Origin of the sequence: Mycobacterium helveticum (genome assembly GCF_007714205.1) — a bacterium.
Classification (GTDB): Bacteria; Actinomycetota; Actinomycetes; order Mycobacteriales; family Mycobacteriaceae; genus Mycobacterium; species Mycobacterium helveticum.
Window position 1 is genome coordinate 64700 of sequence record NZ_VMQU01000003.1, and the last position, 14547, is coordinate 79246.

At 69.8% G+C, this 14547-nt stretch carries 16 protein-coding genes and 1 tRNA gene; 3 read left to right on the forward strand and 14 right to left on the reverse strand.

Annotated elements, in window-relative coordinates:
• Positions 1-2 precede the first annotated feature (2 nt).
• The 11 genes from dprE2 to FPZ47_RS01275 form a co-directional block, all read right to left on the reverse strand.
• Positions 3-767 (reverse strand): decaprenylphospho-beta-D-erythro-pentofuranosid-2-ulose 2-reductase, encoded by a 765-nt coding sequence (gene dprE2 / locus FPZ47_RS01225; protein ID WP_144947980.1) that lies wholly within the window; start codon positions 765-767, stop codon positions 3-5.
• Positions 768-2150 carry a decaprenylphosphoryl-beta-D-ribose oxidase gene (gene dprE1, locus FPZ47_RS01230; RefSeq protein ID WP_144947977.1) on the reverse strand — a complete coding sequence of 461 codons (1383 nt, stop codon included), beginning with the start codon at positions 2148-2150 and terminating at the stop codon, positions 768-770. It lies immediately after the preceding gene.
• Positions 2151-2182: 32 nt separating this feature from the next.
• Positions 2183-2560, reverse strand: coding sequence for a GtrA family protein (locus FPZ47_RS01235; protein WP_246133261.1), 378 nt, complete (start codon positions 2558-2560; stop codon positions 2183-2185).
• A 92-nt stretch (positions 2561-2652) separates the two neighbouring features.
• Positions 2653-3135: a GreA/GreB family elongation factor gene (locus FPZ47_RS01240; RefSeq protein WP_144947970.1), complete on the reverse strand. Its 483-nt coding sequence runs from the start codon at positions 3133-3135 to the stop codon at positions 2653-2655.
• 344 nt (positions 3136-3479) lie between these two features.
• Entirely contained in the window at positions 3480-3854 is a 375-nt protein-coding gene (locus tag FPZ47_RS01245; protein WP_246133259.1) for a PIN domain nuclease, read from the reverse strand.
• 38 nt (positions 3855-3892) lie between these two features.
• Positions 3893-4102, reverse strand: a complete 210-nt coding sequence (locus FPZ47_RS01250; RefSeq protein ID WP_144947964.1) for a type II toxin-antitoxin system VapB family antitoxin — start codon at positions 4100-4102, stop codon at positions 3893-3895.
• A gap of 97 nt (positions 4103-4199) precedes the next feature.
• The gene (gene wzm / locus FPZ47_RS01255; RefSeq protein WP_144947962.1) at positions 4200-5030 is read right to left on the reverse strand and encodes a galactan export ABC transporter permease subunit Wzm/RfbD; all 831 of its coding nucleotides are present in this window, start codon (positions 5028-5030) and stop codon (positions 4200-4202) included.
• 49 nt (positions 5031-5079) lie between these two features.
• Entirely contained in the window at positions 5080-6006 is a 927-nt protein-coding gene (gene glfT1, locus FPZ47_RS01260) for a galactofuranosyltransferase GlfT1 (RefSeq protein WP_144947960.1), read from the reverse strand.
• Positions 6003-6806, reverse strand: coding sequence for a galactan export ABC transporter ATP-binding subunit Wzt/RfbE (wzt, locus tag FPZ47_RS01265; protein WP_144948076.1), 804 nt, complete (start codon positions 6804-6806; stop codon positions 6003-6005). Before wzt ends, glfT1 begins: the two co-directional genes overlap by 4 nt.
• Positions 6807-6826: 20 nt before the next feature.
• Positions 6827-7270 (reverse strand): bacterial proteasome activator family protein, encoded by a 444-nt coding sequence (locus FPZ47_RS01270; RefSeq protein WP_246859810.1) that lies wholly within the window; start codon positions 7268-7270, stop codon positions 6827-6829.
• A gap of 98 nt (positions 7271-7368) precedes the next feature.
• Positions 7369-9354 carry a DUF6541 family protein gene (locus FPZ47_RS01275; RefSeq protein ID WP_144947955.1) on the reverse strand — a complete coding sequence of 662 codons (1986 nt, stop codon included), beginning with the start codon at positions 9352-9354 and terminating at the stop codon, positions 7369-7371.
• Between the two features lie 117 nt (positions 9355-9471).
• On the opposite strand from FPZ47_RS01275, the gene FPZ47_RS01280 reads away from it, so the two are divergent.
• Positions 9472-10668 carry a cysteine desulfurase-like protein gene (locus FPZ47_RS01280; RefSeq protein WP_144947952.1) on the forward strand — a complete coding sequence of 399 codons (1197 nt, stop codon included), beginning with the start codon at positions 9472-9474 and terminating at the stop codon, positions 10666-10668.
• On the opposite strand, the gene FPZ47_RS01285 is transcribed toward FPZ47_RS01280, so the two are convergent.
• Positions 10665-11636 carry an NAD(P)H-quinone oxidoreductase gene (locus tag FPZ47_RS01285; protein WP_144947949.1) on the reverse strand — a complete coding sequence of 324 codons (972 nt, stop codon included), beginning with the start codon at positions 11634-11636 and terminating at the stop codon, positions 10665-10667. The two genes, FPZ47_RS01280 and FPZ47_RS01285, sit on opposite strands and share 4 nt — an antisense overlap.
• A 58-nt stretch (positions 11637-11694) precedes the next feature.
• Here FPZ47_RS01285 and FPZ47_RS01290 point away from each other — a divergent pair.
• A tRNA-Ser gene (locus tag FPZ47_RS01290) sits at positions 11695-11781 on the forward strand.
• Between the two features lie 40 nt (positions 11782-11821).
• Here the strand turns inward: FPZ47_RS01290 and lipE are convergent.
• A complete protein-coding gene (gene lipE / locus FPZ47_RS01295) occupies positions 11822-13060 on the reverse strand; it encodes a lipase LipE (RefSeq protein WP_144947947.1) in 1239 nt (412 codons plus the stop codon).
• A gap of 19 nt (positions 13061-13079) precedes the next feature.
• Positions 13080-13913 (reverse strand): crotonase/enoyl-CoA hydratase family protein, encoded by an 834-nt coding sequence (locus FPZ47_RS01300; RefSeq protein ID WP_144947944.1) that lies wholly within the window; start codon positions 13911-13913, stop codon positions 13080-13082.
• A 23-nt stretch (positions 13914-13936) separates the two neighbouring features.
• On the opposite strand from FPZ47_RS01300, the gene FPZ47_RS01305 reads away from it, so the two are divergent.
• Positions 13937-14527, forward strand: coding sequence for a TIGR03086 family metal-binding protein (locus FPZ47_RS01305; RefSeq protein ID WP_210419801.1), 591 nt, complete (start codon positions 13937-13939; stop codon positions 14525-14527).
• The last annotated feature ends 20 nt before the right edge of the window (positions 14528-14547 follow it).

Consider the following 14547-nt stretch of genomic DNA (forward strand, 5'->3'; position numbering starts at 1 on the left):
GGTCAGATCGGCAGCCTGCGGAAGACGCTCCGCGGGATGTGTCGCAACACCATCATCACGTAGCGGAATGCTGCCGGCGCCCAAACCAATTCCTTACCTTTTGCCGCCGCCGTCACCGCGAGGTTCGCGACGTACTCCTTGTCGACGGTGAGCGGGGCTTCCTTGACGTGCGCGCTCATCCGGGTGCGTACCTGCCCCGGCCGGATCACCAGGACGTGAACCCCGTACTCCCGCAGAGCTTCTGCCAAGCCGAGATAGAAGCCGTCCAGGCCTGCCTTGGAGGAGCCGTAGACGAAGTTGGACCGCCGCACCCGCTCGCCGGCGACCGTGCTCATCGCGATGATCTGGCCGAAGCCCTGCGCGCGCATCTTTTCGCCCAGCAGCACGCCCACCGAAACCGCTGCAGTGTAGTTGATCTCGGCCGCCAGCACGGCCTTGCGCTGGTCCTGCCACAGTTCCTCGGCGTCCCCGAGCACGCCGAAGGCCACGATCGCCACGTCGATGTCGCCTCGGGCGAACGCCGCATCGATCGTCTTCGGATGGCTCTCGGGGTCGGTGGCCTCGAAGTCGATCAGCTCCACCGACCGCGCGCCCGCCGCCTTCATCTGGGCCACCGCGTCGTCGCGGCCCGGGTCGTTCGGCATGGCGGCCAGCACGATTCGCGCGTGCGCGTTGCGCAGGTAGCGCTCGCAGATGGCCAGCCCGATCTCCGACGTGCCGCCCAGAAGCAGGATGGCCTGGGGGTTTCCCACGGCGTCAAGCACCATTTACAGCAGCTCCAAACGTCGGGCCATGTCCGAGACGAACACTCCGGTCGGATCGACCTTGCGGCGCAACGCAATCCATTCGTCGATGCGGGGGTACATGGCGTGGAAGGTCTCGGCGGTGGTGCGCGAGTCCTTGGCGGTGTAGACCCGACCGCCGAATTCCAGCACCCGGGCGTCGAGCTCGTTGAGGAATTCGTTGACGCCGGGCTTGTTCGGGAAGTCCATCGCGACGTTCCAACCGGCCATCGGGAAGCTCAGCGGCGCATTGTTGCCCGGACCGAAGAGCTTGAACACGTTGAGGAATGAGTAGTGGCCCCGGGTTTGAATCCAGCGGATGATGCCCTTGAACTCCTCCATCGCATTTGGTGGCACCAAGAACTGGTGTTGCGCAAAACCTCTTGGGCCATAGGCATATTGCCACCCAGTCGTCAAATCAAGCATGTGGTAGAACTGCGTCAGGTTGACGATCTTGTCCTGGTAGTTCCCGCTCATCCGGTAGAACGCCTCACCGACCATGCTGCCCGTCAGCTTGGTCACCACGCCGACCGGGAAGATGTTGGGCACCGCGGGCAACTGGGGGGCGGTGAACTGCAGCGGATTCTTGGCGAGCTTGGGTGGCAGCTGCTCCGCCTTGGCCAGGCTGCCGCGGCTGATCGCCGCACGGCCCAGCTTGGGTGGCGCACTGATCGAGTCGAACCACGCGCTGGAGTAGGTGTAGTTGGCTTCGCTGCCGTCGAGGTGGGCGGCCACCGTCTCGTCGAGGTCCTTGGTGGCGATTCCGTCGGCGATGAAGTATGCCGTCTCCGTCGGCGTCATGGCGATGGTGGCGCGCAGCACGATCCCGGTCAGCCCGTTGCCCCCGACCGTGGCCCAGAACAACTCGGACTCCTCGCCGGCCGGAGTCAGGTGGTGCACGGCGCCGTCGGCCGTCAACATGTCCATGGACCGCACGTGGTTGCCGAAGCTGCCCGCGCTGTGGTGGTTCTTGCCGTGGATGTCGCAGGCGATGGCCCCGCCGACGGTGACCTGGCGCGTTCCCGGAAGCACCGGGACCCACAGCCCGAACGGCAGCGCCGCCTTCATCAACTGGTCCAGGCTGACCCCGGCGTCGACGTCGACGAGCCGGGAGTCGGCGCTGATCGAATGGATGGTGTTGAGCCCCGTCATGTCGATCACCAGGCCGCCGCCGTTCTGGGCGTTGTCGCCGTAGGACCGGCCCAGGCCGCGTGCGATGACGCCGCGTCCGCCCGCGTCGGCGACCTGGGCCACCGCCTTGGCGATCACCTCGGGATCGCGGGTCGACAGCACCCGGGCCACCGAGGGCGCGGTGCGGCCGAAGCCCGTCAGCCGGGTGGGGGTGGTGGGAACGTCACTGCTCGACATCGTCAAAGAGGGTACCGCCTGTACGTCCGGGCTCAGCGGATGCGGAAGATGACGGCCCGCTGCACGACGAAGTTGATGACGGTGGCGGTGCCCTGCGCGACCACGAACGCGGCCGGTATCGCCCACGCCCGGTAGTGCCACAGCGCGAGGCACAGGTGGTTGAGCCCCACCTGCACGGAGAAGGTGACCGCGTAGAGAACCATGACCGCGATGAACCGGGCGGTGCTCGGTGCCGCCTGAAACGTCCACCGGCGGTTGATCAGGTAGGCGGTGATGGTGCCCACGACGAAGCTGGTCGCCTTGGACAGGTCGACCTGTAGGTGCACCGCTTGGTAGAGCACCAGGTACAGGCCGAAGTCCACGATCCCGGCCAGGCTGCCGGCGATGACGAAACGCCCCACCTGCGTCATCAGGTTCAGGTGCGGGCGCGGCGGCGCCGCGCCGGACTCGGCGGGGATCATCGGGAGGAGTCTAACGGGGCGGCTCGGCGACCCGGGGTGCGTCAGCCGGGCAGCTTCACGTCGAGCACTTCGACCCGGTTCTGGCCCTGCGGCGTCGCATAGGTCACGGTGTCGCCGGCCTGGCGCCCGACCAGGGCCCGCCCCAGCGGGCTGTGCGCGGTCAGGGTCTCGGCCTCGCGGCCCGCGGGTGTCTCCTCGACGATGGAGATCACCTGCATGGTGACGACTTCGCCGTCGCCGAAACGCAGCGTCACCTCGGTGCCTGCGGGCAGCGTGGGGGCGCCGTCTTCGGCGGGCAGCGGACCCCCGCGCAGCCGCCGGTCCAATTCGGTGATCCGGTCGGTGAGGCTGACCAGTTCCTCGGCGCGCTGAATGGCCTCCGCCGCGTCGCCGTGGTCGCCGACCATGCCGCGGTCGTTTCTGACCTCCAGTTGCAGGCGCTCGCGGCGCTGCCGCAGCCGGTCCAACTCCGCGGCGAGGTTCTCGCGCGCCGCATCCGCCGCTGACGGGGCATTCTCGCTCACGTTCGCCGTCCTTCCGCCCCGCCTGGTTTTCCGTCGGTTATACACACCGATCTCGGTCCGGTCGACCGGACTACCCGTTCGGCGCCGCTGCGCCGGCCGGGCCGGCGCTGATCCCGCTGCTGTACGGGGCGCCGTATCGGGATCCCTACGGCAGGACGAGCAGCATCTGCGTCCCGCAGCGCGCGAACATGGCGTCCGCGCTCAACATCGCCGGCATCGCCGGCATCGCCGCCAAGGCGGAGGCCGAGCTGAAGGGGAAGATCGACAGCGCCGCCCATTCCGTTATGCGGCAACGCTTACGGGGACCTGGCGTGGCTGCGGGCACCGGATGCGGGCAGCCGGACCTAGTCGACGGCTCCTGGTGGCGCCACCCATTCCGTGGGCTGACCGGTGATCGTCGCTATCCGATCGAAGTCATGGTCGTAGTGCAGCACCACGAGCCGCGCACGTTCGGCGGCGGCGGCGACGAGCAGATCCCCGAGTTTCACCGTGCGGTGCAGACCTGCCACGGCGAGCGCCCCTTGCACCTCTAACGCACGGTCCAGCACGTCCTGATCGATCGTCGCCCGGGGCCAGGGTGACCGAGCGTGCCGGGTGCGTTTCCAATCCCGCCCGTTGCGCGCGCTGATCCCGGCTTCGAGGTCGGTGATGGTGCAACGGGCCACCAGCCCGGCCTCGATCAGCGGGATCAGCCGCTGCGCCACGGCCGGCTTGGTCACACGAGCGACGGCGGAGGTGTCGCCGAGAAAATGGGCTTTCAAGCCCACGCGGACCCGCGCTGCTCGTCGGCGGCCAGTTCCGCACTGCCCGCTATCACCTCAGGGTGCAGCAGGGCTTGACGCCGCTGAGCGAGCGCCAACACCTCCGCCAGAGCCTCGTTCACCGTCGCCTTGGCCGTCGACGTGCCGAGCAGTCGCCGCGCCTGCTCAAGCTTGTCGTCGTCCACATCGATCAGCCGCTTCGTCATCCGCCGAGTATATCCAAAAGGACAGAAGTGAATATCCTCGGCGAGCTCTGCCGCCGGCTTGCAACAAGGGGGACCGGACGTCCGGCGCGGCCCGGGCTCAGACCCAGTAGGGCACGCGGGCGCGGTATTGCCGCATCGCGAAGGCCGCCAGCAGCCAGCCGACCACGGTCAGCGCCAGCACCACCGCCCAGTGCCGCAGCTCCTGATGGGCGCCCAGCAGCGGGGCGCGGACGATGTCGAGATAGTGCAGCAGCGGGTTGAGTTCGACGATGCTCGCCCAGCGCCCGGCGCCCTGCTGGCGCAGGGTGTCGTCGTTCCAGATGATCGGGGTCATGAAGAACAACAGCTGCACGACCGAGAACAGCAGCGGGCCGATGTCGCGGTAACGGGTCGCCAGGATGCCGAAGCACAGTGCCACCCAGACGCAATTGAGCACGACGAGCACGAGCGCCGGGAGCACCGACAGGTCGGCCCACGACCACGGCTTGGGGTAGATGATCGCCACGACGACATAGATGACGATGTTGTGCGCGAACAAGATCATCTGCCGCCACACCAGCCGGTAGACGTGCACGGACAGCGGCGTCGGCAACTGCTTGATCAGTCCCTCGTTGGCGACGAACACGTCGGCGCCCTCCAGGATGGCGGCGTTGATCAGGTTCCAGATGATCAGGCCCAGCGTCACGTAGGGCAGGTGCACCGACAGCTCGAGGTGGAACAGCTTGGAGTACAGGCCGCCCATCGCCACGGCGGTGGTTCCGGTCGCGATGGTGATCCAGAACGGGCCCAGCACCGAGCGGCGGTAGCGCTGCTTGATGTCCTGCCAGCCCAGGTGCAGCCACAGCTCGTGACGCCGGAAACCGTCGGCCAGGTCGCGGCGTGCGCGGGCCAGCGTGCGTGACTGTGTCGCCGCATCCAGCAACGTCATCGGCGCCGCTCCTCCTCATCGCTTCGCTCTGCATCGTCGTCGGCGCGTGTCATGCCGGGCCTCCAGGCGTGCCGAACTGCTCGCGGCGCCCCATGCGGCGCAGCCGAATCCATTCCCGGAACCCTGCGGGGTCGCGGCGGGTCACCAGGAAGAACCAGCCGAAGCGGACCCACTCCTGCACCAGCAGCTTGCGCAACCCAGGCTGCGAGAGCAGGTAGCCGCGGTTGCGGTAGGTGAAGAAGCGCTTGCCGGGGTCGTCCGGGTACTGGGTGTGCATCCGGCCGCCCAGGATCGGCCGGAACTCGGAGGTTCCGCAGGGGTGCAGGTAGACGGCGTCCAGGCAGGTGCCGAACGGCAGCCCGGAGCGCACCAGCCGCCGGTGCAGCTCGACCTCGTCGCCGCGGATGAACAGCCTCAGGTCGGGCACCCCGACCGACTCCAGCGTGGCCGCCCGGAACAGCGCCCCGTTGAACAGCGACGCGATGCCGCGCAGCAGGTCGTCGCCCGCCTCGGTGCGCAATTCGCTGGTCAGCCTGCGCCACACCAGGCCGCGCCGCAGCGGAAAGGCCAGGCGCCGCGGGTCGTCGGAGTTGCACACCATGGGCGACACCTCGGCCAGCCCGTGCCTGTGCGCGCAGGCCAGCAGCGTGGCCAGCACCCGGCTGTCCCGGGGGCGCCCGTCGTCGTCGGCCAGCCACACCCAGTCGGCGCCCAGCGCCAGCGCGTGCAGCATGCCCAGCGCGAAACCGCCCGCTCCGCCGAGGTTGCGGTGCGACGCCAGGTAGGTGCTCGCAAGCGGTTGCCCCTGCACCAGATCGCGCACCCGGCCGTCCGCGGCACCGTCGTTGTCCACCACGACCAGGTGATCGGGCAGCCGGGTCTGGCTGCTCAGCGCGTCGAGCGACGTGGCGAGCTGATCGGGACGCCGGTGGGTGACGACGACGGCGATGACGGATTCGGTGACGGATTCGCTCATCCCACGGACCGGGTCTCGGCCAGCACCTCGCGCACGTGCCGGGCCGCGTCCTCGCCCTCGTAGGCGCGCACCACGTCTTCGATGCCGCCGGACTGCCGGATGACGCCGTGCTCGATCCACATCGCGGTCTTGCACAGCCGGGCGAGGAATTCGTTGGAGTGGCTGGCGAACACCAGGATCCCGGACCGCTCCACCAGGCTCTGCAACCGGGACTGCGCCTTCTTCAGGAAGTCGGCGTCCACCGCGCCGATGCCCTCGTCGAGCAGCAGGATCTCGGGGTCGATGCTGGTGACCACGCCCATCGCCAGCCGCACCCGCATTCCGGTGGAGTAGGTGCGCATCGGCATCGACAGGTAGTCGCCCAGCTCGGTGAACTCGGCGATCTCGTCGACCTTGGCCAGCATCTGCCTGCGGGTCTGGCCGAGAAACAGGCCGCGGATGATGATGTTCTCGTAGCCGGAGATCTCCGGGTCCATGCCGACGCCGAGGTCGAAGACCGGCGCCACCCGGCCGGTGACCTTCGCCCAGCCGCGGGTGGGTTCGTAGATGCCCGACAGCAGCCGCAGCAGCGTCGACTTGCCGGCCCCGTTGTGGCCGACCAGGCCGACCCGGTCGCCCAGTTCGAGCGACATGGTGATGTCGCGCAGCGCTTCGATGACGACGACGTTGGAGTTGTTGCGTCCGATCGTGCCGCCCGCCTTACCGAGGAAGGCCTTCTTCAGGGAGCGCGACTTGGCGTCGAAGATGGGAAACTCCACCCACGCGTTGTGCGTCTCGATGTGAGGACCGGAACCGGGCACCGTCACCTGTTTGCGACCTCTTACAGGTATTGGCCGTGCCCGGCGTGGCCGGCCTTGCCCATGCCCGGGGGCAGCGCGCCCTGGCGCATCTGCTCCAGCTGTGCGCGGGCGGCCATCTGCTGGGCGAATAGCGCGGTCTGGATGCCGTGGAAGAGCCCCTCCAGCCAGCCGACCAGCTGCGCCTGGGCGATGCGCAGTTCGGCGTCCGACGGGGTGGTGTCCTCGCTGAACGGCAGCGTGAGGCGGTCGAGTTCCTCGCGCAGTTCCGGGGCCAGGCCGTCCTCGAGTTCGCGGATGCTGGTGGCGTGGATCTCGCGCAGCCGGTTGCGGCTCGCGTCGTCCAGGGGTGCCACGCGCACCTCCTCGAGCAGTTGCTTGATCATCGTGCCGATGCGCATCACCTTGGCGGGTTGCTCGACCAGGTCGGTCAACGAGCGTTCGTCGGAGTCGTCATCGACCGCCATGATCCGCGGGTCGACGCCGCCGATGACCTCGATGCCGTCATCCTCGTTGCCCGTACTCACTGGGTCACCATCTTTCTGGGCCACCATCCTTCTCGGAGCTAAGCGTGTGGCGCCGCGGCCTGCCCGCGCCATTCATAGATTTTGGCCCCGCCGTTGTCGTAGATCAGGTTCCACGACTGCGATTTCTCCAATGACATTAGCCCGTCGGGAACGGCGAAACCCCGAACCGTCGGCTTGCTGATCAGGATGTAGCGGATGTGCAGGGCCCGCACGGCCTCGACCACCCGCGGATCGGAAACCCCGTTGCGGGCGTAGGCCCAGATGATGAAGCGGTTGTAGCCCGGCCCCGCCTGTTGCGGGTAGTCGTAGTGGGTCCACAGCGGGTGCAGGTCGGCGACGGCGTACATCCACGCGGTGCCGTCGGTGTTCGCGTCGGCGATCAGGGTTTCGCGGGCGCCGGGCAGTTTGGCGAGGTAGGCCATCGCCATGAGGTCGCGCTGGTCGATGATCACCGAGTCGTATTTGTCGCCGAACAGGAACGCGTGACGCGGGAAGTAGTGCCAGGCGCTCAGCACCCCGGCCACCGCCACCAGGACCGCCGTCGCCGCGGCCCAGGCGCGTTCCGGCAGTGGTTTGGACCGCGCGGTCAGGCGCCTGGCCGCCCACACGACGGCCCCGACGATCGCCAACAGCCCGACACCGGCGATGGGCGGGAGCAGCAGCGTCGTGGCGGCCGCCACCCGGCGCGGGTCCTTGTAGAAGAACTCCCCGAGCGCCCCGGCGACCGCGCCGACCGGACCGCCCAGCGGGGTCCCCGCGTCGACGTTGACCACGACCAGTACCAGCCAGACCGCCAGCGGCCACCAGATCCGCTTGACCAGCAGGATGAGCCCGCCGACGGCCAGCAGCGCGCTCAGCCCGTACTGCACCGGGAAGTCGTTGAGGTGACGCGAGTGCTGGAAGACGGCGTCGAAGAGGCCCCGCTTCTTGCTCAGGTAGGTGAGGAAGGAGTGCCCGGCGATGATGTCTTCCTGCTGCTTCACGCTGATGAACTGCGGCAGCATGATCAGGCCGCCCGCGACCGCGACGCCGGCCAGCGTCAGGGCGTCGGCGAGCCGTCCGCGCACGGGATGCCACAGCGCGTCGAGCAGCCACCAGGCCAACAGGAACATCACGACGACGATCCCGCCGGTGATGTGCACCGAGAACGTGCCGACCAGCGCCAGGATGGCCGTCGGGATGCGGTCGCGGTGGCGCAGCGTCGACGTGATCAGCACCATCGTCGGCACCGCGACACCGTAGGCCGCCAGGTTGGGCATCGCGGCGACGTCGAACTCGACGTAGGGCACCGCGGTGAACGACGCCGACAGCACCGCCGCGGCGGCCGCCGCGCCCGCGGTGCGCCAGACCGTCGTGCGCGCGCGCAGCAGGCGCCAGGCGAGAACCGCCGCGCTGACCGGGACCAGCCAGACCGCCACGGCCACCGAGTTCAGCGTGTAGCCGGTGGTCGGCGCGGCCCCGGTGAGCTGACAGAACACCGCGGTCAGCGCGTGGAAGACCGAGGGGTAGTAGAGCAGGGCGTGCGTCTCGACGTTGCGCAGCTCGCCCATGTGGGTGGAGGAGGCCTGGCCGGTGTCGAGGATGAAACGCACGGTGTTGGCGTGCCAGACCGAGTCCCAGGTGCTGGGGACCGACTGCCAGTGCGCGCCGAGGCCGCGCCAGGCCGCCCACATGATCGCCCACGCACCCAGCAGCACGCCGGCGGCCACGGTCAGCGCCGGCCCGCGGCCGATCCCGCGAGCTTCGTCTTGTTCGATGGAATCGGTGTCCCGGTACCGGGCGAGCAGCAGCTGCAGACCCGTCATCACCGCGCACACCAGCACCAGCGTCGCCAGCGCGGTCCAGCCGTTCCACGGGACGCCGACCGCGCCGAGCGGGATGATCGCCAACGCGACCATGCCGTAGGTCAGCGGCGGCCCGACCGCGATGGCGACCGGCCAGCTCAGCTGGTTGATGCGTGCGACGATCGTGCCCGGTGCGATCAGCAGGAACAGTGCGATCAGCGTTCCGAACCAGAGGCCCACTGGACTAGTATGGCTGCCCGGGTGCCGCGGCTCGGGATGCCACTGTCTGGCCGGGATGTCTGGGCACCCGCTACCGTCACAATTTCGCGGGACGGCGAAAGCTCTAAGGTGGCTGGCATGGCTTACGACGTTGCCCGGGTGCGCGGATTGCATCCTTCGCTGGGTGACGGATGGGTGCACTTCGACGCCCCGGCCGGGATGCTGATCCCCGATTCGGTCGCCACCACGGTGTCGACGGCTTTCCGAAGGTCCAGTGCCAGCATGGCGGGCGCGCACCCGTCGGCGCAGCGCAGCGCGGCCGTGCTGGAGGCGGCACGCGCGGCGGTTGCCGACCTGTTCAACGCCGACCCGGCCGGCGTGGTGCTGGGCGCCGACCGCGCAATCCTGTTGTCCGCGCTGGCCGAAGCGTCGTCCTCGCGCGCCGGCCTGGGCTACGAGGTGATCGTCAGCCGCCTCGACGACGAGGCCAACATCGCCCCGTGGCTGCGGGCGGCGCACCGCTACGGCGCCAAGGTGAAGTGGGCCGAGGTCGACATCGAGACCGGTGAGCTCCCGACGTGGCAGTGGGAGAGCCTGGTCGGCAAGTCCACCAGGCTCGTCGCGGTCACCTCGGCGTCGGCGACGCTGGGCACGGTCACCGACCTGCGGGCGATGACCAAGCTGGTGCACGACGTCGGCGGGCTGGTGGTGGTCGACCATTCCGCCGCCGCCCCCTACCGGCTGCTCGACGCCAAGGAGACCGACGTGGACGTGGTGGCGGTGAACGCCGCGGCGTGGGGTGGTCCGCCCGTGGGGGCGATGGTGTTCCGCGATCCCGGGATGATCAACTCGTTCGCCTCGATCTCCACCCACCCCCGGGCCGCCGGCCCGGCGCGACTCGAGGTCGGCGCGCACCAGTTCGGGCTGCTGGCCGGGATGGTCGCCAGCATCGAGTACCTGGCGGCCCTCGACGAATCCGCCCGCGGCACCCGACGCGAACGCCTGCCCCTGTCCATGCAGTCCGCCGGTTCCTACCTGAACCGCGTCTTCGGCTACCTGATGGTGTCGCTGCGGTCGCTGCCGCTGGTCATGCTGATCGGCCAACCGGAGGCGCGGATACCGGTGGTCAGCTTCGCCGTGCAGGACGTGCCCGCCGCGCGGGTGATGCAGCGCCTCACCGACAACGGCATCCTGGCGGTCATCGACGAGAGCTCGCGCGCCCTCGACGTCCTGGGCGTCAACGACATCGGCGGCGCCGTCACCGTCGGGCTGGCGCACTACTCGACGACGGCCGAGGTCGACCAGTTGGTGCGTGCGCTGGCGTCCTTGGGCTAGACGGTCAGCAGGATCTTCCCGCTCACCTTGCCGTCCACCATCTGGCGGTGCGCGTCGCCGGCCCGCTCGATGGGCAGCCGCGCGCCGATCACCGGCCGCACCCGGCCGTCGGCGAGCATCGGCCACACCGATTCCGTCACCGCCCGCACGATCTCGGTCTTGCTGTGGGGCCCCTTCACCGGCCGGGCCCGCAGCGTGGTGCCGATGACCCGCAACCGCTTGGACAGCAGCTTGCCGAGGTTGAGCTCGCCCTTGACCCCGCCCTGCATGCCGATGACGACCAGCTGCCCGTCGGCGGCCAGCGCGTCGAGGTTGCGGTCCAGATAGGCCGCGCCCATGATGTCGAGGATCACGTCCGCGCCGCCGGCCTCGTCGCGCAGCCGGGCGACGAAGTCCTCGTCGCGGTAGTTGATCAGGATCTCGGCGCCCAGCTCGCGGCAGAACTCGAGCTTCTCCGCCGATCCGGCGGTGATGGCCACCCGGGCGCCCAGCGCCCGCGCGACCTGGATGGCGTGGCTCCCGATGCCGCTGGACCCGCCGTGGACCAGCAGCAGCCGGCCCTTGCCCAGGTGGGCGGTCATCACCACGTTCGACCACACGGTGCATGCCACCTCCGGCAGCCCGGCGGCGTCGATCAGGTCGACCCCGTGCGGAACCGGCAGCACCTGCCCGGCCGGGGCGGCGACGTACTCCGCGTATCCGCCGCCGGCCAGCAGCGCGCAAACCTCCTGTCCCACAGACCATTCGGAGACGTCCGGGCCGACTTCGGCGACGACGCCGGAGACCTCCATGCCGATGGTCTCGCTGGCGCCCGGCGGGGGCGGGTAGTAGCCGGCGGCCTGCAGCACGTCGGCGCGGTTGACCCCGGCCGCGCGGACCTCGATCAGCACCTCGCCGGCGCCGGCGGACACGTCGGGGACTTCCTGCCAGGAGAGCCGGCCGGAGGATTCGGCGACGATGGCGTGCATGACGGCCACGCTACTAGCCGGCCCGGGCGGGCAGCCGGGCCCCGTTACGCTTGTCAGCGGTGGCGTGGCAGAGCGGCCTAATGCACTCGCCTTGAAAGCGAGAGACGGCTAACACCGTCCGGGGGTTCAAATCCCTCCGCCACCGCGGCTCACCGGCGGGTCCGTGCCCGATTTCGGGCCCGGGCTCAACCGGCGGGGATCTGCGCGGCGATCGTGTCCATCAGCGCGGTGTAGCGGCGCAGTTCGGGGTCCCGGCCCGGTTTGCCGCTGCTGATCACGCCGGCGGCGAGGCCGCGCTGCGGGTCGGCCCAGATCGCGATGTTGGCCAGGCCGAGGTTGCCGAACGCCGCCGGGGCGTTGCGCCCGAACGGCCCGAACCGCTCGGTGCCGAGCATGTACCCGGTGCCCCAGCGGGCCGGCATCAGGCCGAGCGCGACGTCGGGCCGCAACCGCCGGCACTGCCGCACCGCGCCGCGCATGGTCGCCTCGCTCAGCACCCGCACGCCGTCGAGTTCACCTCCGCGGCGCCACATTTCGGCGAACCGCGACAGCTCGTCGGCCGTCGAGACCGTGTTGGACGACGGCACGATGGTGGTCAGGAACAGCGGGGTGTTGGTGTAGGGGATGACCTCGTGCACGGTCCCGCCGATCGCCTTGCGGAAGATCTTCGCCACGACCGGCGGCACCGGCCGGCCGGTCGCGTGACTGGGCGCGACCAGCCCGACGTCGTGTTCGGGCACACCGAAATTCGTCCACCGGAAGCCCAGCGGGTCCAGGATCTCGGTGGCCAGGATCTCGCGGATCTCTTTGCCGGTGGCCCGCCAGACGACCTCGCGGATCAGCGGACCCCAGGTCAGGGCGTGATACATGTGCACCAGGCCCGGGCGGTAGAGCGGGCGCAGCTCGGAGAGCTTCTCGCACGCGTAGTCGTGGTCGTCGGCACGGGTGACGTCCGGCCGGGGCCCGGTGGCGAAGGGCAGGCCGGCGCTGTGGTTCATCACGTGCCGGATCGTGATGCGATCCTTGCCGTGGCTGGTGAACGTCGGCAGGTACTCGCAGACCCGGTCGTCGAGGGAGAAGACGCCGCGCTCGACGAGCATGTGGACCACGGTCGCGGCGATGCCCTTGGCCGCCGAGTACACGCAGAACGGCGTGTCCGTGCCGACCGGGACCTTGTCGGCGTCGGGCGCATCGGTCGGGGCGTTGCCCCACCCGTGGCCGATCGCCCGGTTGAGCACCACCCGCCCGTTATGGCGCAGGCACACCTGGACGGCCGGATGCATGCCGGCCGCGTACCAGTGCCGCGCGGCCTGCCAGATGCGTTCGACGGCGGCCCGGTCGATCCCGGAGTGGTCCTCGTCGCCGATCGCGGTCACCGAGTCCAGGTCGGCCGGCACGCGGATCTTGCCGTCGGGTGTGGTCACCTCAGCGAGGGTACGTGCCTCACTCGCCGGTGAACTGCGCCGGGCGCTTCTCGAACGTCGCCGAGATGCCTTCGGTCAGGTCCTTCGACGGCAGGAACGCGGCGTTCCACGCGGCGACGTAACGCAAGCTCTCCGAGACCGCCGCCACGCGCTGCTGGTCGAGAACATCCTTGACGCCGTGCACGGTCAGGGGCGGGTTGGCGGCGATCTCGTCCGCGGTGGCGTGCGCGGCGGCCAGCGTCGCCTCAGCGTCGTCGAACACGCCGTTGACCAGGCCGATCTTCTCGGCGCGCGCGGCGTCGATGTCCTTGCCGGTGAGCGCGAGCTCGCGCACGTGGCCGTCGCCCAGGATCCTCGGCAGGCGGGCCAGGCTGCCGACGTCGGCGACGATCGCCAGCTTGACCTCGCGCACCGAGAACTTCGCGTCGGCGCTGGCGTAGCGGATGTCGACCGCGGAGATCAGGTCGACGCCGCCGCCGATGCACCAGCCGTGCACCGCGGCGATGGTGGGGGTGCGGCAGTCGGCGACGGCGCTGATCGCGTTCTGCATGCGCCTGATCTCGGCGTGGAACTCCGCCCGCGGGCGGGCCAGCGCGTCGCCGGCCAGCAGTGGGGTGAACGTACCGCCCATCGCGGGCACATCCAGGCCGTAGCTGAAGTTGCGGCCGGATCCGGTGAGCACGATGGCCCGCACGTCGCGGTCGGCGTCCAGGGCGGCGAACAGCTCGGGCATCTCCGACCAGAACGCCGGCCCCATCGCGTTGCCCTTGCCGGGTCCGAGCAGCGTCACCCGCGCGACGTGGTCCTGGGTCTCGACGGCGAGCGATTCGTACGCTCTTGCTTCGTGGGCCATGCCGAGACCGTAGCGTGGCGCGCATGCCCCGTGATCTGCGACCCGGACCAGACTCCCCGCCCACCGACGAGCTGGATAGCGCCGAGGCCTGCCTGGCGGTGCTGCAGCACGTCGTGCATCCCCTCTCCGGTGACGACCTGTCCCGCCGGACGCCGTGTTCCGAATACGACGTGCGCCAGCTGACCGGGCATCTGCTGAACTCCATCAGGGCGCTCGGGGGCATGGTGGGCGCCGAGATCCCGCCGTGCGACGACTCCGACTCGGTGGAGCGCCAGATCGTGACCGCGGCCCGGCCGGCGCTGGACGCCTGGCGCCGCCGCGGCCTGGACGGCAGCGTGGCGTTCGGCACGGGGGAGATGCCGGCCCGGGACGCCTGTGCCGCGTGGTCGCTCGAATTCCTGGTCCACGCCTGGGATTACGCCACCGCCGTGGGCGGTGACGTCGATGCCCGCGAACCGCTGGCCGAGTACGTGCTGGAGCTGGGACACCGGATCATCAGGCCGGAGCTGCGCGCCATGGCCGGGTTCGACGACCCGGTCGGAGCGTCCGAGGGGGCCGGCGCGCTGGAACGCTTGATCGCGTTCACCGGCCGCAACCCGGCCCGGGTGAAGTGAGGCCGGGTCGCCCTACACGC

Bases quoted from the DNA above. Each gene is read 5' to 3' on its own strand.
- FPZ47_RS01250 (WP_144947964.1), bottom strand. From the start codon at position 4,102: ATGACGAAGCGGCTGATCGATGTGGACGACGACAAGCTTGAGCAGGCG.
- glfT1 (WP_144947960.1), bottom strand. From the start codon at position 6,006: ATGAGCGAATCCGTCACCGAATCCGTCATCGCCGTCGTCGTCACCCAC.
- FPZ47_RS01280 (WP_144947952.1), top strand. From the start codon at position 9,472: ATGGCTTACGACGTTGCCCGGGTGCGCGGATTGCATCCTTCGCTGGGT.
- FPZ47_RS01270 (WP_246859810.1), bottom strand. From the start codon at position 7,270: ATGGCGGTCGATGACGACTCCGACGAACGCTCGTTGACCGACCTGGTC.
- FPZ47_RS01300 (WP_144947944.1), bottom strand. From the start codon at position 13,913: ATGGCCCACGAAGCAAGAGCGTACGAATCGCTCGCCGTCGAGACCCAG.
- FPZ47_RS01285 (WP_144947949.1), bottom strand. From the start codon at position 11,636: ATGCACGCCATCGTCGCCGAATCCTCCGGCCGGCTCTCCTGGCAGGAA.
- dprE1 (WP_144947977.1), bottom strand. From the start codon at position 2,150: ATGTCGAGCAGTGACGTTCCCACCACCCCCACCCGGCTGACGGGCTTC.
- FPZ47_RS01305 (WP_210419801.1), top strand. From the start codon at position 13,937: ATGCCCCGTGATCTGCGACCCGGACCAGACTCCCCGCCCACCGACGAG.
- dprE2 (WP_144947980.1), bottom strand. From the start codon at position 767: ATGGTGCTTGACGCCGTGGGAAACCCCCAGGCCATCCTGCTTCTGGGC.
- wzm (WP_144947962.1), bottom strand. From the start codon at position 5,030: ATGACGTTGCTGGATGCGGCGACACAGTCACGCACGCTGGCCCGCGCA.
- FPZ47_RS01235 (WP_246133261.1), bottom strand. From the start codon at position 2,560: ATGACGCAGGTGGGGCGTTTCGTCATCGCCGGCAGCCTGGCCGGGATC.